The sequence below is a fragment of the Enterococcus sp. DIV1411a genome (assembly GCF_050531945.1).
Taxonomy (GTDB): domain Bacteria; phylum Bacillota; class Bacilli; order Lactobacillales; family Enterococcaceae; genus Enterococcus_B; species Enterococcus_B faecium.
Map to the genome: position 1 here is coordinate 1,800,983 of NZ_CP172892.1, position 23,424 is coordinate 1,824,406.

Here is a 23,424-nt window from a genome sequence, read left to right on the forward strand (position 1 = left end):
TCTCCTATTTCTCTTCTTATTCTTCTAAAGTAAAACTAAGTTTGTCTTCAGTGATTTTTTCATATGGAGCAAGTTCTTGTTTGACACAATAACCATCTCCATCAAAACTAACTTCAATACCGAGGATTTTCCCCAGCTTCATGATATCTGCTTTTGACCATCCTGTTACGTCAGGCATCAGCTTATCACCACCAGTGTATAGGATCAGTTTTTCTCCAGAGATCAACTGATCACCGTTGGCAGTAGATTGTTTTTGTACTTTTTTACCATTACCGATCACTACAGGTTGCAGTCCACTTTTTTGAGCATCAGCTGCTGCAACGTCCGCTTCAAGATTACGATAATCGGCTACGGATACTTTTTCTGTTTTTGTTTCTGTATCTGAATCTTCTTCAGTTTCTTTAAAATCCATTGCCCGTTTCATCAATGGATTTGCGATTTTAGCCAAGGCCATTCGATCATATGTCTTAGGGTGTTTCATTGTTAGATACAAGACATAGTCTGGATCTTCAGAAGGAACCATCTCCACAATCGAATACAGGTAGGCTGTATCTCCTGTTTGATATCCCCCTGTATCAGAAGCGATTTGGGCTGTTCCGGTTTTTGCCGATACATTGTATCCAGGTACACTATATACACCATAAGCACTACCGTAGTTTTCGCTTTCGACAACATCTCTCATATATTCACGGACTTTTTCTGTTGTTTCTTTTGAAAAAGGTTGCCCTAGAACTTCTGTTTGAGTTGTTCGCTCTTCTCCAGTTTGGGGATCCACCACTTTGCTGATATATCGAGGTTGAATCATTGTACCGTTATTCGCAATAGAAGTGAAAGCTTTCATCATTTGGAAATTCGTCACACCTACCGCTTGTCCATAAGCACTCATTGCTCGGTCGACAATATTTGATGTAGGTAAAGCACCGTTTACTTCATCATCTAATCCAGAATGAGTACTTTGTCCAAATCCCAGTTTTTGTAAATAGTTATACCATCGTCCGCCTAATCGCTGTTCCAGTATGACCATCCCGACGTTACTTGACCATGAAAGAGCTTGACGCATGGTCAGCACACCTTTTTCACCAAAGTCATGGTCATTGATCGTAGCATCTTCTACTTGGATTTTTCCAGATTGGAAGGTTTCATTCTCGTTGAATTCTCCTTCTTCGATAGCAGCTGCAGTAGTGAAAACTTTCATGGTTGATCCTGGTTCATAACTATCTTGTACCAAGAAATTACGCCAGATAGCATCTTTTCCAGTCAATCCTTCCATTGTTTCAGGATTGAAAGTAGGTCGTTGTCCCATTGCCAAGATTTCTCCGGTTTTTGCTTTCATCAGGACTGCTGTCAATTCTTCTGGCTGATATTCTTCATTTACTTGATCCATCAGTGTTTCTAAATAACTTTGTAGTCTGCTGTCTAAAGTCGTGTAGATATCTTGTCCGTCGACAGCTTTTTCTTCTTCTGCCACTGTACCTGGCAGAGGATTTTGAAAATTATCTTTTTGATAAATAATCTTACCATCTTTACCGCTCAAGATATCATTGTAAGCAGACTCCAAACCTAGTTTACCAACTAAGCCATTCTCATCTTTGTCTGGAACTGCGTATCCAATAAAATGAGAAGAAAAGACGCCATTTGGATACATCCGAGCCTGATGGTCGACAAAGTAAAGACCAGCGACACCTTCTTTTTTCATGTCCGCTTCGATGTTTTGCTTGGTTTCTTGGGAGATATTTTTCCCATAGCTACCAAATTCAACTTGATACAGCTCTTTTTTTGCGCCGTCTTCTAAAATATTCAGTGCATCTTTTTTGTCTATAGAAAGATTCTTATGCAGGATTTCTGCTATTTTATCAAAATTCTTTTCTTCAACATACAGTTTTTTATCCCCAGAGGTATATGTTTTTGAGAGTATCGCTTTAATTGAATAAGAGGAGGCATCTTCTGCGAGCGCCACACCGTTACGATCATAAATCGTTCCTCTTTTTGCTTTTACTACTTCACTTCCTTGGTACAACTGTTTTGTTTTTTCAGCTAACGAGGTACCAGCAACATGACCTCCAATAACGATATACGAGAAACGGACGGCAAATAAAAAGAACAATCCAATACTCGTAGCAAATAAAATGATACCTACTTTTTTGCGATTGTTCATCGGATTTAGATTTTTCTTTTCCATAAACCGCCGAATTTTATTTTTAAGACTCATTTACTTCACTTTCCTTAAATTGTCGTCATTAATAGACAATCCTTTTTCTTCTGCGATTTGTTTAATCCGTTCAGTACGAGAAAGTTCGTTTTTTTCTTGTTCTAAACTCGTTTTTTCTTGCTTTTTATCATTGATTTCTGTTTGTATTGACGTGATTTCTTTTTCAGCTCCGCTGATATTTGTGCGCAGCATAACTGTTAAAACACATAAAGCAACAATAGCAATCGCCACGCTTGCCACAGCAATTTTTTCCAAAGCAGAAATCTGCTTCAATCGTTTTGCCGGTGATTGTGGAAGAATGATTTCTTGATTCGAAGAAGAATCAGGCATTTGTTGTTCTGGCTGATCCACCAATTCAGGTAAATCATATTCGTAATCTTGCATTTTCTTTAATTCTGCCATCATTCTACTCCTCTTTCATTCTTATTTTTTCTGCAATACGTAACTTTGCACTGCGTGATCGATTGTTTTCTGCTAGCTCTTCCTCTGAAGGAAGGATTGGTTTACGAGTAATGACTTTCAGTTCTGGTTGGAATTCGTCAGGTATGACAGGAAGTCCCGGTGGTAGATCTTGTACCGTACTATATTCTTTAAACATACTTTTGACAATTCTGTCTTCCAATGAATGGAATGTGATTACGCTGATTCTTCCATTGACTTTCAATAACCGGATTGCCTGTTCTAAAGAGGCCTCTTCGGCACCGAGTTCGTCATTTACTGCAATCCGCACAGCTTGAAAAATTCTTTTTGCAGGATGCCCGCCTTTTCTTCTTGCGGGAGCTGGGATGACTTGTTTAATGATTTCGACAAGCTCACCAGTTGTTTGGATTGGTTTTGTTTTTCGTACTCGTTCGATTTCACGAGCAATTTGTTTGGAAAATTTCTCCTCGCCATAGCGGAAGAAAATCTTTACTAATTCATGGTAGGAATATTCATTAATTACGTGATAAGCGGATAAAGGAGCTGACTGATCCATGCGCATATCCAACGGTGCATCTTGATGATAACTAAATCCACGTTCTGCTTCATCTAGCTGAGGAGAGGAAACCCCTAGATCATACAAAATGCCGTCTACCTTATCTACATGCTCACTCAAGCGTTCTTCTAATTCTCTGAAATTCGCTTTGATAAATGTGACCATACCTTGTTCGACATAAGAAGCTAAACGCAGCTTGGCGTGATCGATTGCTTTTTGATCTTGGTCAAACGCATACAGATGCCCTTTAGAACTTAGTTGGCTTAATAAATATTCACTATGTCCGGCACCGCCGAGTGTACAGTCTACATAAACGCCATCCGGTTTGATGTTCAATCCATCTACCGTTTCTTTCAACATGACTGTATAGTGTTGAAATGTTTCAGTCATTAGTCAGCCTCTTCCTATTCTTATAGTCCGAAATCAATCATACTTTCAGCAATTTCGTCAAAGTTCTCTTCTGCTCCTGCAGAAAAATCTTGCCATCGTGTCTCATCCCAAATTTCAATTCGGTTAGATACACCGATGACTACGCAACCTTTTGTCAAAGCTGCATAATTTCTTAACGTGCTGGGTATATTGATTCGTCCTTGTTTATCAAGTTCGCATTCAGTGGCAGCCGAATAGAAGAATCGCACAAAAGTACGTGCGTCTTTTTTAGCCAACGGCATTTCGTTCAGCTTAGCTTCCAGATTTTCCCATTCGCTCATCGGATAGCCGAAAAGACAACCATCCAATCCGCGTGTCAGAACAAACTTTTCGCCAAGTTCTTCACGAAGTTTTGAGGGAACGATTAAACGTCCTTTTGCATCAATATTATGTTGGAATTCACCCATCAACATTGAAAGCCCCCCATTCCTCCACTAACTAAAATTAGTCTACCACAATCCCCCACTTTCTACCACCTTTTCTGGGAAATCCGGGAACAACTTTTTTTATTCATAAACATTTTTTTAAAAATCAAGCTGCAAAAAGCCTTTTAAAAGACTTTTTACAGCTTTTCTATTTTTTTCATAGGTAAGAAAGTATGTTCACAATGATCAAGACAGCGTACAAGACGATTGTCAACAGAAAAACCAAACGCCAAGTCATCTTGAAATAACGCGGATAAATAATTTCTTCATAATAATATGCTTGAAAAACAGCAATACAAATTCCCATTAGCAAAACAGAAATAAAGAAAAACGGCAAGATAGAAATTGTCCCTGTATTTCTAGACAATGCATGCATACCGCCCCACAAAAAAGGAATCGCCAAATCAGGGGCTTTTATTTTAAAACGACGATTTAACGAAAATAATTTTACAAGAAATTGGCAACCAAACAAAACGATTACCGGGTAAATATACCAAAACAAGATAAGTGGTGTGAATGTGCCCATGAACGTAAACTCCTTTTTTATCGTTGCTTCAAGTATACTGTATATACTTTACACAACTGTTTCATTTTATTTAAATTTATGCAGTTATATTCTATATCTTACAAACACATTCCATGTATTCCAATTCCCTATCCGTTATAATAAAAGAAACAGGCAACAGGAGGAAAATCATGATCAAATATTTTACATTAGATAATGAGAAACTGCGTAATACCGGAAAGGAAACTGACCAAACGATCTGGTATTGTGTAGAACGTCCTAATCAAGAAGAGATTCATCAGCTGACACATCAATTTGAAATTCCGTCAGATTACATCACTTCCATATTGGACGATGCAGAAAATTCCCGTACAGAAGAATTCAATCAATCAAAGTTGACAAAGCCAGCGTTATTATTGTTACAATATCCTTTTGCTAAAACAAGTCCTAGCGGTTATTTTCAAGTGGATACATACCCGCTCTCTATCATTTTGACGCCCAAAAAGAAGCTTATCACAATTACGAATCATGAACCACTGTTTTTAAAGAAAGTCTTTAGCCAGACCTTTCCAAAAAGTGATATTTCACCTAATCTCAATATCTTCTTTCAATTCATTTGGCAGGTCACACTCTCTTACAACAGTTATTTAGCTACGCTTCAATCTCAATGCGATACTTTGGAAGCCAAACTTCAAGTATCCACTGAAAACAAACAACTTTATCAAATCATGGATATCCAAAAAAGCCTCGTTTATTTCAGAGAAGCGACTTCTGCTAATTTAGATGCATTGAAAGAACTAGCGCAAAATAAACTTTTCCAAGAAAATCATGCTTTGAAAAATCATTTACGTGATGTATTGGTGGAAACAGAGCAGGCAATGACTACTTCTCGCATTCAATTAAAACTAGTAGAACAAATGAATCAGACTTTTTCAGCAATCGTATCGAATAATCTGAATAATATTATGAAAATTTTAACTTCTTTAACGATTATTTTAACTATACCGACAATCGTCGGCAGTATCTATGGAATGAACATTAAGTTACCTATTGCTGAAAGGGATGATGCCTTTATATGGCTAGTTCTATTAACATTATTTATTTGTATCGTAACTACCTATTATTTAAAAAAAGGGAAGTTTTTATAAAAAAGCCCTCTTGTGGAAATGGCAAAAAGATTGTACACTTGAATCAACTAATTAATGACGAGGTTGAAAACAATGCGTGAAAAAAAACAAACAAGTACTTTTGCTAAAGTAACAAAATTTGTCATTTGGACAATGCTGATTTTAACGATTGGATCTGTTGTATTGACTGCTGTAATGAGTGTCATGTAAAAATAAAATATAGCTATCAGCTGCTGAAAAGGACCTGAACCACTGCGAGGTGGCTCAGGTCCTTTTTGCGAGTTTCAATAGTTCTTTTGCATGTTCGAGTGTGAGTTTTGTAATCTCACTTCCAGCCAGCATACGTGCAATTTCTTCTTCTCTTTCTTTTGTTTTCAACTCTGAAACAGAAGTTTGCGTACGTCCATCAATCACTGCTTTCACAATATAATATTGATAGTCGGCGACTGCAGCAACTTGAGGCAGATGAGTGATGCACAAAACTTGAGAGTATTTCGATATTTGAGAAATTTTATCTGCGATGGCTTGTGCAACTCTTCCGCTCACACCTGTATCCACTTCATCAAAAATAATACTTGTCACACCTTGCTCAGAAGAAAAAATAGTTTTCAAAGCAAGCAACATCCGAGACAGTTCGCCACCAGAAGCGACTTTCACCAAAGGCTTCAGTGGCTCTCCTGGATTGGTCGTAATGTAAAATTCGATTTGGTCAAATCCATCATGATTCAATTGTCTATTTTCTTCTTTTAAGAAACGTACCTCAAACTCAGTGTTTTCCATATACAGACTTTTCAATTCATGCAGAATGGATTTTTCCAATTCTTTTGCGATTTTTTTACGCGCTTCATGAAGATCTGCGGCTTGTTGCTGAAGTAGAAGCTCTTTTTGCTCTAGTTCCTCTTTCATTTTGTCCAATTGACCTTCTGAAAAATCAGAAGAAGCTAGCTCTTCGGTGATTTCGTCATAGTAAGCCAATATTGACTCAATGGATTCGCCGTATTTACGTTTCAACTGTCGGATTAATTCTAAACGTTGCGTCACTTCTTCTAAACGACTCTCATCTAACTCCAATAAATCAATCTGACGACTCATATCGCCGATTGCATCTTGCAGCAAATAGTAAGCACTTTGGATATTTTCATAAATTGCTTCATACTCCACATCTAGATGGGCGATCCCTTGCAGTTCTGAAACGGCCAAGCCAACACCATCTACACTGTTTTGTTCATTATTCGTCAGTGCTCCGTAACCTGCAGCTAATCCATCAGCAATTTTTTGATAATTGCTAAGTTTTTCTCTTTCTTCTTTTAATTTCTCTTCTTCTCCGACTTGCAAATCAGCAGAAGCTATTTCTTCTTGCTGGAAATGGAGCATATCTATTCTCTGAACATAGGATTTTTCATTTTGCTGCACTTTTCGTACCCTTTTTTCCAGCTCACGATAAGAGATATATTCTTGCTGATAACTCTTTTTCTTCTGTTGGAAAGCTACATCTCCAAAACGATCCAATAAAGCAAGATGTGATTCAGGCTGGAGCAGTTCCTGATGTTCGTTTTGTCCTTGGATATCTACTAAATAACTGCCGATTCTTCTTAAATTAGCTAATGTGATGATATGACCATTCACTCGACAAACATTTTTTCCAGTTAAGGACATATCCCGTCGAACAATCAGATTGTCCTCATCTGTTTCGATCCCTAATTCAACCATCAGTTCAGAGAATCCTTCTTGTTTTGGTAGTTCAAACAACCCTTCAAGCACACATTTTTCTGCTCCTTGACGTATATAATCGCTTGAACCTCTTCCTCCTGCTAACAGACCTAAAGCATCGATAATAATGGATTTACCCGCACCAGTCTCTCCGGTCAGCGCGGTCATTCCTTCGTGAAAAGAAAGCCGCAATTCGGGAATAATCGCAAAGTTAGTAATACTGATTTCTTGTAGCATCACATTCGCTCCTCAACTTAAAGGTAATGCAGGAAGTCTTTCTTCAATAAAACTGCCTGGTCTTCAGTTCGTGTAATCATCAAAACATTATCGTCATCATTGATAATCGAAAATAATTCTTTCTTGTAACGTTTATCAATCAAATTTGCTGCTGCCGAAGCATTTCCCGGCAATGTTTTCAAAATAACAAATTTTTCCATTTGGTCAACTGCCACGAAAGCGTCTTTTAATAGTTTTTCCAATTTAGTATTTACATCTTCGTTTGTTTCAGCTGGTATGCTATAACGGTAGCCGCCATCTGAGGCCGGTACCTTGATCAGTTTCAGCTCCTTTATATCTCTGGAAATCGTAGCTTGAGTAACAGATATTCCTTTGCTTTTCAGGATTTCAACAAATTCTTCCTGCTTTCGGATATCTTGCTCACTCAACAATCGAGTAATCAAACGATGCCGATCTTTTTTTCTCATTACGTCTTCGCTCCTTAGCATATTCTTCTTAATCAATGATAGCTTATTTCCTTGGTATAATAAAGAAGAATCCGCATACTTCTCACTTGACTTTCACAGTTACAATTTATTTATGGTCAAACTGTTCGTGTGCATTTGAAACCACTTCTGCCATATTAATAGCTGAATTGATTGTTCCGCTTTCGGGTACTTTCCTCAAGTGAGCCAAGAACTCGATATTTCCTTCTCCCCCCGTGATCGGAGAATAACTTAATTCCAGCACATCATATCCACCTTGTGCCGCAAATGACAAAATGTCTTCTAAAACTTTTTGATGGGTCTGAGGGTCACGAACAATTCCGTTTTTCCCTACAGCTTCTCTGCCTGCTTCGAATTGGGGTTTGATTAAAGCAATCACTTCTCCCTCTTCTTTTAAAATAGCATGTAATGGAGGCAGCATCAGTTTTAGTGAAATAAAAGAAACATCGATAACAGCAACTTCTGGAATTCCTAAGGTAAAGTCTTCGGGTTTTGCATAACGAAAATTCACTCTTTCCATTACGACGACTCTAGGATCTTGTCTTATTTTCCAAGCTAGCTGATTGTAGCCAACGTCTAAAGCATAACTCATTTTTGCGCCATTTTGCAAAGCTGCATCAGTAAATCCGCCAGTGGAAGCACCAATATCTAACAATGTTTTTCCTTCAACAGATAGATCAAATGCTTTGAGTGCTTTTTCTAATTTTAATCCCCCCCGAGAAACATAAGGAAGTTTTTTACCTTTGACTCTTAATTCACTACTCACTGGAATTTTTTCTCCCGGTTTATCAAACCGCTCGTTTTTTTCGTTGTAAATCAAACCAGCCATCACTGAACGTTTGGCTTGTTCTCTTGTTTCAAATAATCCTTGTTTGACCGCTAATACATCTACGCGTTCTTTTTCCATTCTTTCCCTCATTTCTCCACATCAAATTGCTTGATCATCTGGCGCATCAGCCCGCCATCAAAAGAAAAAACGTCCTCTTCTAATTTGTCTATGATCTTGTTGGCGGATAACAGCTCAATCTCCAACGCCTCACGTGTCTTTTCTAGGCCTAATAAACGCGGGTAAGTATTTTTTTCCATACGTTCATCTTTACCAGCTGTTTTCCCTAATGTTTTCGTTGTACCAATCACATCGAGTAGATCATCTCTTATCTGAAAAGCTAAACCTAAATGTTCGGCTAATCGTTGAAGTAGCAATAAGATTTCTTCAGGTTGCTTCGCTAATATGCCACCAGCCAGCAAGGCATAACGAATCAAATGCCCTGTCTTTCTTTCATGAATAAATGCTAATTCTTCTAAAGAAAGCTTTTTCGATTCGCCCTCGATATCTGCAGCTTGCCCAGCAACCATACCTTGTGATCCCGCACAAACAGCTAATTGCTGAAGCAGCAGAAGCTTAGGAGAATTACCTAAGTGTGCCATACTGATTAGCTGGAATGCTCCTGTAAGCAAACCATCTCCGGCCAATATAGCTAATGCTTCGCCGAATACTTTATGATTGGTAGGTTTTCCTCTACGAAGATCATCATTGTCCATCGCAGGCAAATCATCGTGGATCAAGGAATACGTATGCACCATTTCTAAAGCAGCTGCTACTTGATAGACGGGAACATCGATAGGCTCATCAAAGGAAGCAACGGCCGTTAAAAGTAATAAGGGACGTATTCTTTTCCCGCCTGCTTTCACTGAATAACTCATCGCATCATAGAGTCCTCTATCCGTTGTATGTTCATCTAAAAAAGACAAGATTTCTTTTTCTACAGCAGGTAGATGAATAGCTGAAAAGTCAGTTAATCTCATCTCAGCTTTCCTCGTTTCCGTCAAAATCAACTTCTTCATTTGATTCTGTCATCATTTTCGTCAAGATCTCTTCTGCTTTAGCTAATGTATCTTGGCAATGTTTGCTTAATTCCATTCCTCGTTTAAACGAATCTAGAGCTGATTCTAATGGAACGTCTCCTTGTTCTAACTGCATGACAATTTTTTCTAATTCTTGCAGTGACTCTTCAAAAGTTGGATTTTCCATATTTTTATTCTCCTTTGTCTATCTCTTGTACTTGTCCTTTAACGATTCCATCTTGATAATGGATCGTCAGCAAATCCCCTTGATGAATCTCGGAGACACTTTTTACTACTTGATCATTTAACGTCGTATAGCTGTAGCCTCTTCCCATGATTTTCAATGGACTCAACAAATCAAGAGATTGAACAGCTTGAGCAAAACGCTGCTGCTGTTGTTTCATATATTGTTGGATTTTCTCTTCTAAGTGTTTTTCTAGATAAGCAGTTTCTTGGCGAGCTGCTTTAACTCGATAAAGCGGAGCCACTTGTTCCAATTGGTGGCTTAATGCGATCGTTTGTTTTTCTTTCGCATGATAAATTTGCTGTGTAGCTTGATATAATCGCTGTTTCAACTGGTCTAATTTGATGGTCTGACCTTCATACAATCTTTCAGGCTGCCGAAATACATAGGAACGTCGAGCACGCTCGAACCGTTCTTGTTTGCGCTGGATCTGGCGTACAAACGCCTGCTGCAATCTAGCTTGCCGTTCTTGAATGCGCATCAACTCTTCTGACAAAACAGGAACAGCTAATTCTGCAGCTGCTGTTGGAGTGGCAGCCCGAACATCTGCTACTAAATCAGCGATCGTGGTATCTGTTTCATGTCCTACAGATGAAATCACCGGCGTATTAGCTTGATAAATCGCCCGAGCAACCCGCTCTTCATTAAACGGCCATAAGTCCTCAATCGAACCACCCCCACGACCGATGATCATTGTATCGAAATTGCCCATCTCTTCTACTCTCTGGATATTCCTGACAACATTGTCCGCTGCTTGGTTTCCTTGTACAACTGTTGGGAACAAAACCAATTGGACAATTGGATATCTTCTTTTCACCGTCGTGATGATATCGCGGATAACCGCTCCGCTTGGACTGGTAAGGACCGCGATTCGCTTTGGGAAACGTGGCAGCATTTTTTTAGGCCCTTGAAAAAGGCCTTCCTTCATCAGCTTTTCTTTTCGTTCTTCCAATTCTTGATATAAAGCACCTATTCCATCAGGCTCCATGTGCTCTACATAGATTTGATAAGAACCTCCCGCTTCATATAATGAAATACGCCCAACGACAAGGACTTTCATTCCTTCTTTTGGCTGGAATCGTAATTTTTGGAATGCTCCTTTGAACATAATGGCAGATATTTTTGCATGGTCATCTTTTAAGCTGAAATATTGATGGGCATTGGCACGTAAACGGAAATTCGATATTTCGCCTGTTAAATATACGCGTTCTAAATAAGGATCGGCATCAAATTTACGTTTCAAATACCTCGTTAATGTAGTGACAGTTAAATATTCTTGTGCCATCTATTCACCTGCTCCAAAAGCTTCGGCAGATTTTACGGTTTGATACATCAGCATCGTGATAGTCATTGGCCCTACACCCTTTGGCACAGGAGTGATCCAGCCTGCAATAGGCTCCACTTCATCAAATTTCACATCACCGATCAGCTTACCGTTAGCATCACGGTTCATCCCTACATCTATCACTACAGCACCTGGTTTTACGAATTCTTTTGTGACAAAATGTCCACGTCCTATTGCTACGACTAAAATATCTGCTTCTTGTGCCAGTTCAGCCAGATTTTCGGTTTTAGAATGAGCAACAGTAACAGTTGCATCTGCCATCAAGAGTAGCTGAGCCATCGGTTTACCGACGATATTGCTTCGTCCGATAACTACTGCTCGTTTACCCGCCGGATCGATAGAATAAGCTTCAAACATTTTCATGATGCCGTATGGAGTACAAGGAATCTTGTCCGGTTTACCCGCAAGGAGTCTGCCTAAATTCATCGGATGAAAACCGTCTACGTCTTTTTCAGGGCGGATAGCTAACAGGATCTTTTCTTCATCTATATGCTTTGGCAATGGTAATTGGACCAATATACCATGAAAACTAGGATCTTGATTGTATTTTTCAATTTCTGCAAGTAGTTCGTCTTCAGAAATCGTCTCAGGATAACGCTCTACCAATGAATGGATTCCGATTTCTTTTGCTACACGTTCTTTATTTCTTACATAGATTTGGCTGGCTGGATTTTCCCCTACCAATAAAACGACTAATCCGGGATGGATACCATTATCTTTCAATTTTTGGATTTTTTCAGCAATCTCTGCCTGCATTTTTTCAGCTAATTCTTTTCCGTTAATCAATTCTGCCATCTAACCACTCCCAGATATTTTTTGTGTTTTCATTCTACCATAGAATTTTCCCGATTTATAACAGGTTTATGATGATTCATAGAAAAAAGCTAGGACTTACGCCCCAGCTTCTAATTCTTTCAATACATTGGATAAAACACCGTTGACGAATTTACGTGAACGGTCATCACTAAATGTTTTTGCCAACTCGATTGCTTCATTTAAAGCAACAGCCGCTGGTACATCTGTCACATAAGTCATTTCAAAAATCGCGATACGCAAGATCACCAAATCCATTTTTGAGATCCGATTGATGTGCCAATTGTTTTTTAAATGTTTTTCAATCACTTTATCCAATTCATCTTTTTTTGCACAGACACCGCCAACTAGCGTATCAAGATAAACAGGAACAAACTCTGATTCATCTTCGTTGATCATGTCGCGGTGGTCTAATTCGATTGCGTTGAAAATCGCATCTTCTTTTGTTAGGTCTGCATTGAAGTCTAATGGAAATAAAGCCTGCAATGCCATTTCCCGAATCTCGTGTCTTGATAATTCTTTATTCATTCTCTTCCTCTTCATCTTCAAAAAGTTCTTCGATTGTTGGTTGTTCTAATTTTTCAGGAACAACAGCTACTACATGGATATTGACTTCAGATAAATCGATATCCGTCATGAAAAGGACTTGCTGGCTGACCCGTTCCTGCATTTCCATTGCTACTTTAGGAACTGAAACACCATATTCTAGATAACAGTAAAGATCTACTTTCAAGCCATCTTCCTCGTTTGCTAAGTAAACACCTTTTCCGTGAGCTGCACGTCCTAATAATTCAGTGACATTGCTGGCAAAAGTTCCGCGCATTCCGTATACGCCTTCTACTTTAGAAGCTGCAATCCCGATAATTACTTCGATGACTTCAGGAGCGATCACGATCTCTCCTAAATCTTGGTTTGCGTTTAAAATCAAATTTTTTTCATCTGCCATTTATTTATTCCTCCCTTTGCCTAAGCACGAGATACATCCGAATTCTCTATGATGCGGCATAGTGATCACGTGGTAAGAAAACTGCCGCCGATCAGCTGCAAACTGCTATGAATTGGAGAAAACACCCAACTTTATTATCTCTTACAGCTTAAAAGTTCTTCTATAGTGTATCATTAAATCGAGTGATTTTCTATAACAAAGTCTGTGAACACTGATTTTTACGCTTACTTCTTCTATTGATGAAACTATAAGATGATCAATTCTTTTGGTGAACGAGTCAACACACGATTTCCATCTTCTGTGATCAACAAGTCATCCTCAATACGTACTCCACCGATTCCTGGTAAGTAGATCCCTGGTTCATCAGTGATCACATTTCCTGGTACAAATTGCTTTTCTGCACGAGAAGAAACGTTTGGTCCTTCGTGGATCTCTAAACCGATCCCATGTCCTGTAGAATGTCCAAATGCTTCCCCGTAACCATGTTTTGAAATATAATCTCTAGCAACTGCATCTAATTGGACACCAGTCATTCCTGGTTTTGCAGCATCAATAACTGCTAATTGAGCATCTAAGACTATTTGATAAATTTCTTTTAATTTTTCCCCAGGATCACCAATAGCGAATGTACGTGTCATATCGGAAACGTACCCTTCGTAATAGCAACCAAAGTCCAATGTGATCAAGTCGCCTTGTTCGATGATTTTTTTGCTTGCTACACCATGCGGCATAGCCGAACGCAATCCGCTAGCAACGATCGTATCAAAAGAAACACCTGAAGCGCCAAGAGAACGCATATAAAAGTCTAGTTGATTTGCGACTTCAATCTCAGTCATGCCCGGTTGGATCATTTTCAGGATGTGATTATATGCCATATCCGCAATATGACATGCTTTTTCGATAATAGCGATTTCTTCTTCATCTTTCACTTCTCTGAGTTCTTCGATCATCTGTGAAACAGGTACTAATTCCGCATCGATGATTTCTTCTAAAACCGAATATTCTAAAAATGAGACTGTTGTTTCCTCAAAAGCTAATGAGTGCAGTTCTTCTTTGCGTACTAAGTTTGCTACCTCATCAAAAATAGGTCCGACATTTTTAATAATTTCAAACCCTTGAGCCTGCGCTGCCGCCTGCTCGGTATAACGAAAATCAGTAATAAAAAATGCTTTTTCCAAAGTAATAACAGCTAATCCTGTCGTACCTGTAAAGTTCGTTAAGTAACGAAGATTGTACGGACTGGTAACCAAAAATGAATCCAAATTTTCTTCTTGCATTTTTTTGCGCAATTTTTCTACACGTAGCATCATAATGAAACTCCCTCTTTCTTTGCACGCTTTTTTCCATTATAGCAAACTTTTCTTCGTACACGACAGTTAAATAAAAATTTCCGGAAAACTTCTTTTTATTTTAAATAAATAAAGCCAAAAAGGAGTCACAGTCTCGCTGCAACTCCTTTTAGTTTACTATTTTGTAAAAACTTATGATCGTTTTCCAAAGAAAAATGAGACAACTGCTACCAAAATCACTGCGCCTAAAATAGATGGAATAAGTGCCATACCTGCAGCTTTTGGTCCCCATTCGCCGAAAATCGCTTGTCCAATACTTGAACCGACTAGTCCAGCAATGATATTCGTTACACAGCCCATCGAATTTCCTTTACTGGTGATCGCACCTGCAATTGCTCCGATCACGGCTCCAACAATCAATGTCCATAACCAACTCATAATATAACCTCCTTCTTTGCTAATCAATTTTAGCATATGGGATTTAAAGGGGACAAATAATTGGTTTTGCTATTTCATATTTTCTTCTGCAAAGTAAAAAAATAAAGAAAACCTCCTCTTAGAAGTTTTCTTTATTTTTTACTTGCGTTTAAACATACTACGAATACCACGTTTCACTACATCAAAGAAACTCAATGATTGTACCATTCTATCTTCATCTACATATTCTCTGATCGCACGAAGCACTTTTTTAGGTTCTTTGGAAGAAAATGTGTATGTACCATTTTTTTTCGTTTGAATGGCATATCGAGGAATCCATTTTCCCTTTAGCATGACTGATGCTAGTACATAATCCACTTCTTCCCATGGAATTTGGATATATTTGCGTCTATCTCGCGCATGGTAAAACTCAAAACCATTATCACCTATCATGATTTGCCCGTAATCTGTCAGACCCGTAAACGAAGTAGCATCAATTACCAAGTCTACTTTTGTATTGATTGATTGAACCATTTTCTCCCTCCAGATATTTGTTTATGAACAGTATACTATATAAAAAAAGCTCGGGACAACGCCCGAGCTATATTTTTATGGATTATAAAAGTCCGATGACGTGTCCAACAACACCGACTACGAATAAACCAAGGATGATAACGATTGGAGAAACCTTTTTCTTAAGCAACCACATACATAACAATGTTAATCCTAATGCAGCTAAACCAGGAATCAATTGGTCTAAGTTGTCTTGTAATGTTGTTACCTTTTCAGGAGAAAGGGCTAAGCCATTATTAACTTGTTCAAATGCACTCTTGATTCCTTCACCACCTGAAGGCAATTTATCCCATTCGATGTAAGCACCTTTATCTAATTTTACAGTTGATACAACTGGTAAGAATTTGATTGATACCCATCTTTGTACAAGGGCAGCTAATACGAACATCCCTAAAATTGAAGCACCTTTTGTTACGTCTTGTAACAATCCGCCAGAAAGGTCATCAGTAATTTTAGAACCAGCTTTGTAGCCAAATTCTTGTGTATACCACATGAATGCCCAACGAATAATGTTCCAACCTAAGAAGAAGATGATTGGTCCAAGGATATTTCCTCCCATAGCTAATGAAGCACCTAGTGCACCTAGCATTGGACGTACTGTAAACCAGAACACTGGGTCACCAACACCAGCTAAAGGACCCATCATACCTACTTTAACCCCTTGAATCGCTACATCATCAACAGGCGCGCCATTCGCACGTTCTTCTTCCAGAGCCAATGTAACCCCTAAAATTGGAGAAGCAATGTATGGGTGTGTATTAAAGAATTCCAAGTGACGTTTTAATGCTGCAGAACGTTCTTCTTTTGTTTTGTATAATTTTTTGATTGCTGGAATCATAGAAAATGCCCAGCCACCGTTTTGCATACGTTCGTAGTTCCATGAACCTTGAATGAAGGTAGAGCGCCACGCAACAGCTAAACGATCTTTTTTTGATAATTTGATTTTTTCTTCTGCCATTTTATTTTCCTCCTTCAAGATTAATAGTCATTCAAAATGTCGCCTAAAGGGTCACCAGAGTTGCTTCCGCCTCCATTATTTGATGAACCACCCATTTTAGAAAGGTTCAAGTAAATAAGAGCTAATGCAACACCTAAAGCACCTAGAGCAATCAATGTTAATTGAGAAATTGCAGCTACAACGAAACCAATAACGAAGAATGGCCATACTTCTTTTGTAGCCATCATGTTGATTACCAAAGCGTAACCTACAGCTACGACCATTCCCCCACCGATAGCCATACCATCTGTTAACCATGCTGGCATTGATTCAAGGAATGATTGCACAGTTTGTGCTGGGATAAATAGCAACGCTGCTGCTGGGACCGCGATACGAACCCCTTGTAAACATACAGCAATGATGTGCCACATTTCAACCTTACGGATGTTTCCTTCTTCAGCAGCCGCATCCATCAAATGAACGATTGGAACAGCGATTGTACGTACGATCATTGTTAAGAACAACCCTGCAACAGCCAAAGGAACGGCAATCGCGATCGCAGAAGGAACACCTTTAACACCTTGTCCACCTAAAACTAAAATAATTGCTGATGCTACTGATGCTAATGCAGCATCTGGTGCTACAGCGGCACCGATATTTGCCCAACCTAAAGCGATCATCTGAAGCGTACCGCCAAGTACGATACCAGCTTCGAGGTTACCGGTAACTAAACCGATCAATGTACATGCCACTAGTGGTTGATGAAATTGAAATTCATCAAGAATACCTTCCATACCAGCTAGAAAGGCAACTAATACGACTAAAATTATTGAAATAATAGACATGATAAGCCTCCTATAAATTTTAATATTATTTATTACGCTTTTGCTAATTCAGCTTTTGCTTTTTTCAAAATATCATCCATGTTATCGCGTGAATCATTAGGTACTTTACGTACATCGAATTTCACACCTTTTTGTTCAAGCTTCTCAAACGCTTCAACGTCTTCTTGTCCCATAGACAATACTTTACTTACAACGACTTTACCAACCGAATGCGCCATTGACCCAACATTTAATTCTTTGATGTCTACGCCACCTTCAACAGCTGTCAATACGTCTTCAGGATTTTCAAATAAAAGCAATGCTTTGGTATTTCCAAAACGAGGGTCTTTTGCTACTTCGATCATTTTGCTAATAGGAATAACATTTGCTTTTACACCTGGAGGAGCAGCTTGTTCGATTAGTCTCTTACGCAGATCATCCTTTGATACTGCATCTGAAACAACGATAATACGGTTTGGTTGCACTGCTTTTGTCCAAGCTGTCGCAACTTGTCCATGTAACAGACGTGAGTCAACACGTGCTAATACATATTTGATTTTTCCGTCTCCGACCACAGTTCCTTCTGGAAGTGCTCCTTTAGGTTGTGCGTCTTCAACTGCTGCTTTCGGTGCTTCTGCCGGTTCTAATTCTTCCGGTTTTACTTTTACACCGTCTTTTGCTGTTTCAATGATGTGTGCTGCAATTTCATGAGCAGATTCCATTGAAAACCGTGATGCGTAGGCTTCAATCAACATTGGTAAATTCAAACCGCTGACGATTGCCCATTTATCTTTGTGCTCTTCGAATAATGTGTTTGATTGATTGAACGGTGTTCCGCCCCATAAATCAACTAAGAATAACACTTCGTCTTGATTATCAAAAGAAGCAACCGCTTCTTCCAATTTGGCTCTCAAGTCATCTGGACCTTCACTTGGTTTCAAAATCACGGCTTTGACGTTTTCTTGTTCGCCAAAGATCATTGAACCGGATTGTAAGATTCCTTCAGCAAATTGTCCATGACTTGCTAGGATAATCCCTACCATATTTATACCTCCTATTTACTTTTGTTGTAACAAATTCAAAAATATTAATAATTGCTAACCATTACAACAGAATTATTTGACCTTTTCCAACAACCATTCTTGCTACACCTTTTTGATTTTCGCTAGTAGTTCCATCAAAAGGATTTTCCTGTCAGCAGGTACTTTTCGAATCTCTAACTCCACTTCTTGACTGTTCAAGTAACGAAAGGAATCAATATCTTGTTGATTTACTGAAACAAAATTGGTAATCATTGATTTGCCTTCAGTAAAACTCATACCGCCGATATTCAACGACTTCAACTGTACACCGCAGCGGACAACCGCTTCAACATCTTGGGGATTGGTGAATAAAAGCATCACTTTTGCTCGTGATAATAATCCACTATGATAGATTTGAATCATTTTCTGCACGGTTATTACATTTGCTGTGATCCCCGGCGGTGCAGCTTCTTTTAGTAGAAACTTTCTCAATTTATCTTGAGCGACTACATCGCTGATCACAATGATACGTTCAACACCTGTTTGCTTCGACCAAACTGTTGCGACTTGCCCGTGGATTAAACGATCATCTATACGTGCCAATCGAATATCCATCTGCAAAACTCCTTCTTCCTCACTACTTCACAGAAACCCCTATCATTTCTGTGTGAACAACCACCTCCTAGCACACACTACTATAAGCAAAAAGCGTGCCAACTTTTTTACGATACACTAATTGAATTTAAAGGATTCTTAACCAATACACAAAAACGATACACTATAAAAGTGTATCGTTTTTGTGTATTCATGGCACAGTGTATTCTTTTTTATCTAACTGATTATGGACTAGACGTAGCAGATAATACATTTCTTCTATCGGCACTTTTACTTTTATCTGATCTTCCAACAGAACAACTGAGGCTGCCAATTGGCTATAAAGAGGATCATTCGTTGTATTTGTCAATTCGTTTTCTTCCACAGTCAATGGTTCATTCCGAATAATACGTTCGATCATTCCTGCTGTGTGCATCACTAGGTTGATTTTGAATCCATATTCTTCATCGCCGATTCCCGTCGTCTGAGAGATTTGTGTAGAAAATTGCCACATTGGATCGATTAACTTACTACCATTAATAAAGATGAAGTTATCAGAGATAAACTCAACACACGTATTTTTAGCTGACTCTTCATCTAGGGAGATGAATTCAGTTTCCTCCAATTCTGATTCCATCAGCAACTGATCCAAAATGACTTCGATATTTTGATCAATAAAACGTTCTAAAGGAATAAATGGGGCTTGGATATTCAAATCAGTAATCCCAGTAGTAGCTATGATCTGATATTCTTTTTGGATAACTGGCAGTTCTTCTTTCACTTCCACAATCGACAAAGCTAGAACTTCTAATTCTGTTTCTTGACGCTTGTTTACCGCTCGTTCGATCAATTCTTTGATTCTTTGTGCTGTACCTTCGCCAGATGCGCAGATAGCCAAAACAGCTTTTTTCTTATGAATAGGTTTTGCTTCCTGAACAGATTCTACAGAAGATATTTCTGCGTAACCTCGAAAATTTTTCAATGATTCATGCAACATATCTAGATCTGTCCCTAATACTGAGACCTTTCGTACAGTTTCCAAAACTAGAGAAGTTGTTACCATATCAACAGTACGTACTGGAATTCCAGTGTCTCTTTGAATTTGCGAATTAAACGACGCAAGGGACCCCATATCTACTAAGAGTATGACCCCGCTTCCTTCATCTACTTCTTGTACATTGCGTTCAATTCGGTCCAATGCTGTTTTCGGATCCATATCCAAAGGCATGTCTACTGCTCGTACGTTCTCTGCATCTAACAACTGTTGGACAACTTGGACCATACTGCTTGCTGTGCTGTTTCCGTGAGCTGCAACGACTACACCGATTCTGCCGCTTGCTTGATTTGCCCGTAACGAGACGAGTAGAACGGTCAAGTAATAGTCTTCACTTTCTGGAATCTCCACTTGAAAATACGTTTCGATATAACTACGCACTTCTTTCGCAACAGCATATTCATCTGGAAAATCAAAAGCCATCTCACGGATGTTATCATTCGTATGCCGTTCTTCTCCTAAGTTGATTTTTTTCAAAAAAGAACTGATATGCAAGCTCATAGCATAAATAAAGTTTTGCTGAAACTCATATGGTAAAGATCTTTTGACCATTACATAAATCTGATTGGTCACTTCTATGATTTTCGGATCTACAAATTCTGCTAATTTGCTGTCTGCATTAAAAGAAAAACCATGGTCTTTATAGAAAGACTTCAGATGGATGTTGATATCTGTAGAAATGAAATGATTGATTGCTTCTTGATCCAAACCATCCGACTTCAGTAAAGCTGCTTTATCTCCGATGATATCATATAGATTATAAGGTAACTCATAGGAGTCCGATTGGATTTTCATGATCGTATCATTTGGTGCTACAGTTATCTTTGGCTCCAATATTTTAGAAAGCTCTGCCATTGCACTGCGGTTGCTTGCTAATTGAATCAATCCGCTACGAATCCCTTCTGTCAAATCATCGATTGTGATCGAGATTTCGGGTGATTGCATATGATTTAGAAATCCTCGTGCACATACTAACTGGATATTTGACTTCAATTGTCCTATATTTCCATAGGTCACACTGCCGATCAATGCTTTTGCTACATCTTCTGTCAAAGAAATCTTTCGCTGCGTGCGGTTTGCTTCGTGGGCAATCATGATTTTTACTAAATCGACTTTCTCATTTGCAGGACGTTTTTCAAAAGCCGGAAGTTTGATATTGATTGGGATACGCCGAACAAAAGTTTCTAATAGAGAAGAACCTGGGTCTTCTGTGGTCGCACCTACGATCCGTACATTTGCTTCATGGGATTTCGTTGTTTCCCCAAGACGACTGTAAGTTCCATGATCCATAAAGTAAAAGATCATTTCTTGACCTTCAGGCGGCAACCGGTGAATCTCATCCAAAAACAGCATACCGCCATCCGCTTGATCGATAATCCCCATTTTTTCTTCATCTGCGCCTGTAAAAGCACCTTTTGCGTACCCAAATAAATGACTCATCAAAAGCTCAGGGTTATTGGCATAATCAGCACAATTGAAAACAATCAGTTCCGTTTCCTCATCTATTACATGATGCGCTTTTGCAAAATGATACATCGCGTGTGCAAAATAAGTTTTTCCTGATCCGGTAGGTCCTGTAATCAAACAATTTAATCCTCTTGGCGGATACAAAATCGCAGCTTTTGCCTGTTCCACTGAATTTTTCATGCTGCCGTTAGCTCCAATGATTTTTGCAAAGATATCCTTAGTATCTATTTGGAGTGTATTTTTTTCTTCAGAGACCGGCGTTTCTTTGTAACTGACTACATGTTTTGTAACTGGCTTTACGTGCGTAACGAGTGTTTGATATATGTAACGTACTGGTCGTCCGTCTGTCTTTATCAGTTTTCCTTCGCGCACTAGCTGATTCAGATCTTTACTGCTATTTGTTCGCTGAATCCCTAACACTTCAGCAATTTCCTGTGTTGTTACTCCTTGATCATATTCTGCCTTTGTTAAATGAGCGGTTTTTTCTTTGACATACATATAAATTCGGTCAATGCGTTTTGCCAATGGTATCGCTCCTTTTCTATAGACTGTTGTACTTAGGCTTCAAAACATAATACTATGTATTTATTTCTGTTTCGTCAACTATTTACCTGATTTTGTTTTGTTGATAACACGCGGATAGATAGAAATGTTCAATTTAAAAGAACGAAAAATCCCGATACGATTTTTATAATGGAAACAAGAAAAAGAACACTGTTTACCATATAATTATTTCACTGATAGCAAACAATATAGCTTCCATCAATTGAAAACGATAGTTATCAAAACATCCTGATTCCAAATTGGCAAAAAAATATTAAGTGTAAAAAGACAAAGTAAACTTCGTAGCCTCCACTACAACTTTTATTTTTATAAACAAAAAAGGCTGTGACAAAAGTCTTGTCACAACCTCTTTAATCATAAGATTCAATTAAGCTTCTTGAGCTACTGGATAAACAGACACTTGTTTTTTGTTACGGCCTTTACGTTCGAAACGTACTACGCCATCAACTTTTGCAAATAAAGTGTCGTCTCCACCGATACCCACGTTTACACCTGGATAGATTTTTGTACCGCGTTGACGGTAAAGAATTGATCCACCTGTAACTGTTTGTCCATCAGCACGTTTAGCACCTAGACGTTTTGATTCTGAGTCACGGCCGTTAGATGTAGAACCGCCACCTTTTTTGTGGGCAAATAATTGTAGATTCATAGATAACAACATGGTCTGCACCTCCTATTTATCATTAATTGTTTTAATTTGGATATATTCTGAGTTTTCAGCTTCTATCGATTGTAATCCTAATAAAAGATTTTCTAATAGAATCTCAGCAATATTGTTTTGTTCTTGTGTCATTCCTGAAGTGACTTCGGTATAAAGATAACCGCCTTCTTCTTCATTCATTTCAACAATCGGCTCAAAACCGGCTAATGAGGCAATCCCGTTGACAGTGCTGATCGCTAACGCAGAAACACCCGCACAAACGATATCACTTCCATAAGGACCAGCATCAGCATGCCCGGTCAAAGTGAATGAAACGATCTGACCTGCGTCATTTCGCTTAAATGTTCCTTTGATCATATATAGGCCTTCTTTCTCAAACGCTATTAAGCGTTGATCGCGTCGATAACCACTTTTGTATATGGTTGACGATGACCTTGTTTACGGTGTGAATGTTTTTTAGGTTTGTATTTGAAAGTAACGACTTTCTTTTGTTTGCCGTGTTTTTCAACAGTACCTTCAACAGTTGCACCTGCAACAGTTGGAGCGCCTACTTTTGTAGATTCGCCGCCTACTAAGATAACTTCGTCAAAAACAACTTTTTCTCCTGCTTCAACGTCAAGTTTTTCAACATAGATTGCTTGTCCCACTTCAACTTTTACTTGTTTACCACCAGTTTTAATAATTGCGTACATGCTATAAAGCACCTCCTTCTGATATACTTAGACT

General features: G+C 38.7%; 27 protein-coding genes and 1 other annotated feature (1 of these 28 running past the window's edge). Of the genes, 2 read left to right on the plus strand and 25 right to left on the minus strand.

The genetic code is table 11. The features are described 5' to 3' along the window. Positions 1 to 16: 16 nt before the first annotated feature. The 5 genes from IGJ87_RS08720 to IGJ87_RS08740 all read right to left on the minus strand — a co-directional run bounded on the left by IGJ87_RS08720 (position 17) and on the right by IGJ87_RS08740 (position 4,565). Positions 17 to 2,209 carry a penicillin-binding transpeptidase domain-containing protein gene (locus IGJ87_RS08720; protein WP_002286640.1) on the minus strand — a complete coding sequence of 731 codons (2,193 nt, stop codon included), beginning with the start codon at positions 2,207 to 2,209 and terminating at the stop codon, positions 17 to 19. Next, a complete protein-coding gene (gene ftsL, locus IGJ87_RS08725) occupies positions 2,210 to 2,611 on the minus strand; it encodes a cell division protein FtsL (RefSeq protein ID WP_002294542.1) in 402 nt (133 codons plus the stop codon). Between the two features lie 4 nt (positions 2,612 to 2,615). Next, the gene (rsmH, locus tag IGJ87_RS08730; RefSeq protein ID WP_002297994.1) at positions 2,616 to 3,575 is read right to left on the minus strand and encodes a 16S rRNA (cytosine(1402)-N(4))-methyltransferase RsmH; all 960 of its coding nucleotides are present in this window, start codon (positions 3,573 to 3,575) and stop codon (positions 2,616 to 2,618) included. Positions 3,576 to 3,595: 20 nt separating this feature from the next. Then, positions 3,596 to 4,027: a division/cell wall cluster transcriptional repressor MraZ gene (gene mraZ, locus IGJ87_RS08735; RefSeq protein ID WP_002326039.1), complete on the minus strand. Its 432-nt coding sequence runs from the start codon at positions 4,025 to 4,027 to the stop codon at positions 3,596 to 3,598. Positions 4,028 to 4,196: 169 nt separating this feature from the next. Beyond that, on the minus strand, positions 4,197 to 4,565 hold the full coding sequence (locus IGJ87_RS08740) for a DUF3397 domain-containing protein (protein ID WP_002286647.1): 369 nt from the start codon (positions 4,563 to 4,565) through the stop codon (positions 4,197 to 4,199). Positions 4,566 to 4,735: 170 nt separating this feature from the next. Here IGJ87_RS08740 and IGJ87_RS08745 point away from each other — a divergent pair, with 170 nt between their 5' ends. Both IGJ87_RS08745 and IGJ87_RS08750 read left to right on the plus strand, forming a co-directional pair. Further along, the gene (locus tag IGJ87_RS08745) at positions 4,736 to 5,692 is read left to right on the plus strand and encodes a magnesium transporter CorA family protein (RefSeq protein WP_002286649.1); all 957 of its coding nucleotides are present in this window, start codon (positions 4,736 to 4,738) and stop codon (positions 5,690 to 5,692) included. A gap of 72 nt (positions 5,693 to 5,764) precedes the next feature. Then, positions 5,765 to 5,881, plus strand: a complete 117-nt coding sequence (locus IGJ87_RS08750) for a DUF4044 domain-containing protein (protein ID WP_002291876.1) — start codon at positions 5,765 to 5,767, stop codon at positions 5,879 to 5,881. A 54-nt stretch (positions 5,882 to 5,935) separates the two neighbouring features. Here the strand turns inward: IGJ87_RS08750 and recN are convergent, their stop codons facing one another. From recN to rplU, 20 genes are all read right to left on the minus strand, one after another. Beyond that, positions 5,936 to 7,618, minus strand: a complete 1,683-nt coding sequence (gene recN, locus IGJ87_RS08755) for a DNA repair protein RecN (RefSeq protein ID WP_002326038.1) — start codon at positions 7,616 to 7,618, stop codon at positions 5,936 to 5,938. 17 nt (positions 7,619 to 7,635) lie between these two features. Beyond that, complete coding sequence (locus IGJ87_RS08760; protein ID WP_002286653.1) at positions 7,636 to 8,085, minus strand: arginine repressor; 450 nt, start codon at positions 8,083 to 8,085, stop codon at positions 7,636 to 7,638. A gap of 106 nt (positions 8,086 to 8,191) precedes the next feature. Continuing rightward, positions 8,192 to 9,010, minus strand: coding sequence for a TlyA family RNA methyltransferase (locus IGJ87_RS08765; protein ID WP_002286655.1), 819 nt, complete (start codon positions 9,008 to 9,010; stop codon positions 8,192 to 8,194). An 8-nt stretch (positions 9,011 to 9,018) separates the two neighbouring features. Then, positions 9,019 to 9,909 (minus strand): polyprenyl synthetase family protein, encoded by an 891-nt coding sequence (locus IGJ87_RS08770; RefSeq protein WP_002286656.1) that lies wholly within the window; start codon positions 9,907 to 9,909, stop codon positions 9,019 to 9,021. A 1-nt stretch (position 9,910) separates the two neighbouring features. Beyond that, positions 9,911 to 10,135, minus strand: coding sequence for an exodeoxyribonuclease VII small subunit (locus IGJ87_RS08775; protein ID WP_002336923.1), 225 nt, complete (start codon positions 10,133 to 10,135; stop codon positions 9,911 to 9,913). 4 nt (positions 10,136 to 10,139) lie between these two features. Further along, positions 10,140 to 11,477 carry an exodeoxyribonuclease VII large subunit gene (gene xseA / locus IGJ87_RS08780; RefSeq protein WP_409536734.1) on the minus strand — a complete coding sequence of 446 codons (1,338 nt, stop codon included), beginning with the start codon at positions 11,475 to 11,477 and terminating at the stop codon, positions 10,140 to 10,142. Beyond that, positions 11,478 to 12,332, minus strand: a complete 855-nt coding sequence (locus tag IGJ87_RS08785; RefSeq protein ID WP_002286660.1) for a bifunctional methylenetetrahydrofolate dehydrogenase/methenyltetrahydrofolate cyclohydrolase — start codon at positions 12,330 to 12,332, stop codon at positions 11,478 to 11,480. Positions 12,333 to 12,428: 96 nt separating this feature from the next. Beyond that, on the minus strand, positions 12,429 to 12,878 hold the full coding sequence (gene nusB / locus IGJ87_RS08790; RefSeq protein ID WP_002286662.1) for a transcription antitermination factor NusB: 450 nt from the start codon (positions 12,876 to 12,878) through the stop codon (positions 12,429 to 12,431). Continuing rightward, positions 12,871 to 13,296, minus strand: a complete 426-nt coding sequence (locus IGJ87_RS08795; protein ID WP_002286664.1) for an Asp23/Gls24 family envelope stress response protein — start codon at positions 13,294 to 13,296, stop codon at positions 12,871 to 12,873. Before IGJ87_RS08795 ends, nusB begins: the two co-directional genes overlap by 8 nt. Before the next feature lie 245 nt (positions 13,297 to 13,541). After that, positions 13,542 to 14,606 (minus strand): M24 family metallopeptidase, encoded by a 1,065-nt coding sequence (locus IGJ87_RS08800; RefSeq protein ID WP_194178001.1) that lies wholly within the window; start codon positions 14,604 to 14,606, stop codon positions 13,542 to 13,544. A gap of 171 nt (positions 14,607 to 14,777) precedes the next feature. After that, the gene (locus IGJ87_RS08805) at positions 14,778 to 15,023 is read right to left on the minus strand and encodes a GlsB/YeaQ/YmgE family stress response membrane protein (protein ID WP_002286666.1); all 246 of its coding nucleotides are present in this window, start codon (positions 15,021 to 15,023) and stop codon (positions 14,778 to 14,780) included. 138 nt (positions 15,024 to 15,161) lie between these two features. Continuing rightward, complete coding sequence (locus IGJ87_RS08810; RefSeq protein ID WP_002286668.1) at positions 15,162 to 15,536, minus strand: DUF956 family protein; 375 nt, start codon at positions 15,534 to 15,536, stop codon at positions 15,162 to 15,164. A gap of 82 nt (positions 15,537 to 15,618) precedes the next feature. Then, positions 15,619 to 16,533 carry a PTS system mannose/fructose/sorbose family transporter subunit IID gene (locus tag IGJ87_RS08815; RefSeq protein WP_002286670.1) on the minus strand — a complete coding sequence of 305 codons (915 nt, stop codon included), beginning with the start codon at positions 16,531 to 16,533 and terminating at the stop codon, positions 15,619 to 15,621. Positions 16,534 to 16,553: 20 nt separating this feature from the next. Next, on the minus strand, positions 16,554 to 17,357 hold the full coding sequence (locus IGJ87_RS08820) for a PTS mannose/fructose/sorbose transporter subunit IIC (RefSeq protein ID WP_002294546.1): 804 nt from the start codon (positions 17,355 to 17,357) through the stop codon (positions 16,554 to 16,556). A 32-nt stretch (positions 17,358 to 17,389) separates the two neighbouring features. Continuing rightward, positions 17,390 to 18,379 carry a mannose/fructose/sorbose PTS transporter subunit IIB gene (locus IGJ87_RS08825; protein ID WP_002289456.1) on the minus strand — a complete coding sequence of 330 codons (990 nt, stop codon included), beginning with the start codon at positions 18,377 to 18,379 and terminating at the stop codon, positions 17,390 to 17,392. Positions 18,380 to 18,481: 102 nt separating this feature from the next. After that, on the minus strand, positions 18,482 to 18,973 hold the full coding sequence (locus IGJ87_RS08830; protein WP_002289455.1) for a mannose/fructose/sorbose PTS transporter subunit IIB: 492 nt from the start codon (positions 18,971 to 18,973) through the stop codon (positions 18,482 to 18,484). Positions 18,974 to 19,163: 190 nt separating this feature from the next. Beyond that, on the minus strand, positions 19,164 to 21,971 hold the full coding sequence (locus IGJ87_RS08835) for a sigma 54-interacting transcriptional regulator (RefSeq protein ID WP_002320929.1): 2,808 nt from the start codon (positions 21,969 to 21,971) through the stop codon (positions 19,164 to 19,166). Positions 21,972 to 22,404: 433 nt separating this feature from the next. Then, positions 22,405 to 22,698 (minus strand): 50S ribosomal protein L27, encoded by a 294-nt coding sequence (rpmA, locus tag IGJ87_RS08840; protein WP_002289452.1) that lies wholly within the window; start codon positions 22,696 to 22,698, stop codon positions 22,405 to 22,407. Positions 22,699 to 22,710: 12 nt separating this feature from the next. Beyond that, positions 22,711 to 23,055 (minus strand): ribosomal-processing cysteine protease Prp, encoded by a 345-nt coding sequence (locus IGJ87_RS08845; protein WP_002289451.1) that lies wholly within the window; start codon positions 23,053 to 23,055, stop codon positions 22,711 to 22,713. 26 nt (positions 23,056 to 23,081) lie between these two features. Next, positions 23,082 to 23,390: a 50S ribosomal protein L21 gene (rplU, locus tag IGJ87_RS08850; RefSeq protein ID WP_002289450.1), complete on the minus strand. Its 309-nt coding sequence runs from the start codon at positions 23,388 to 23,390 to the stop codon at positions 23,082 to 23,084. 19 nt (positions 23,391 to 23,409) lie between these two features. Beyond that, positions 23,410 to 23,424, minus strand: a sequence feature (ribosomal protein L21 leader region) (it continues 62 nt past the right edge of the window).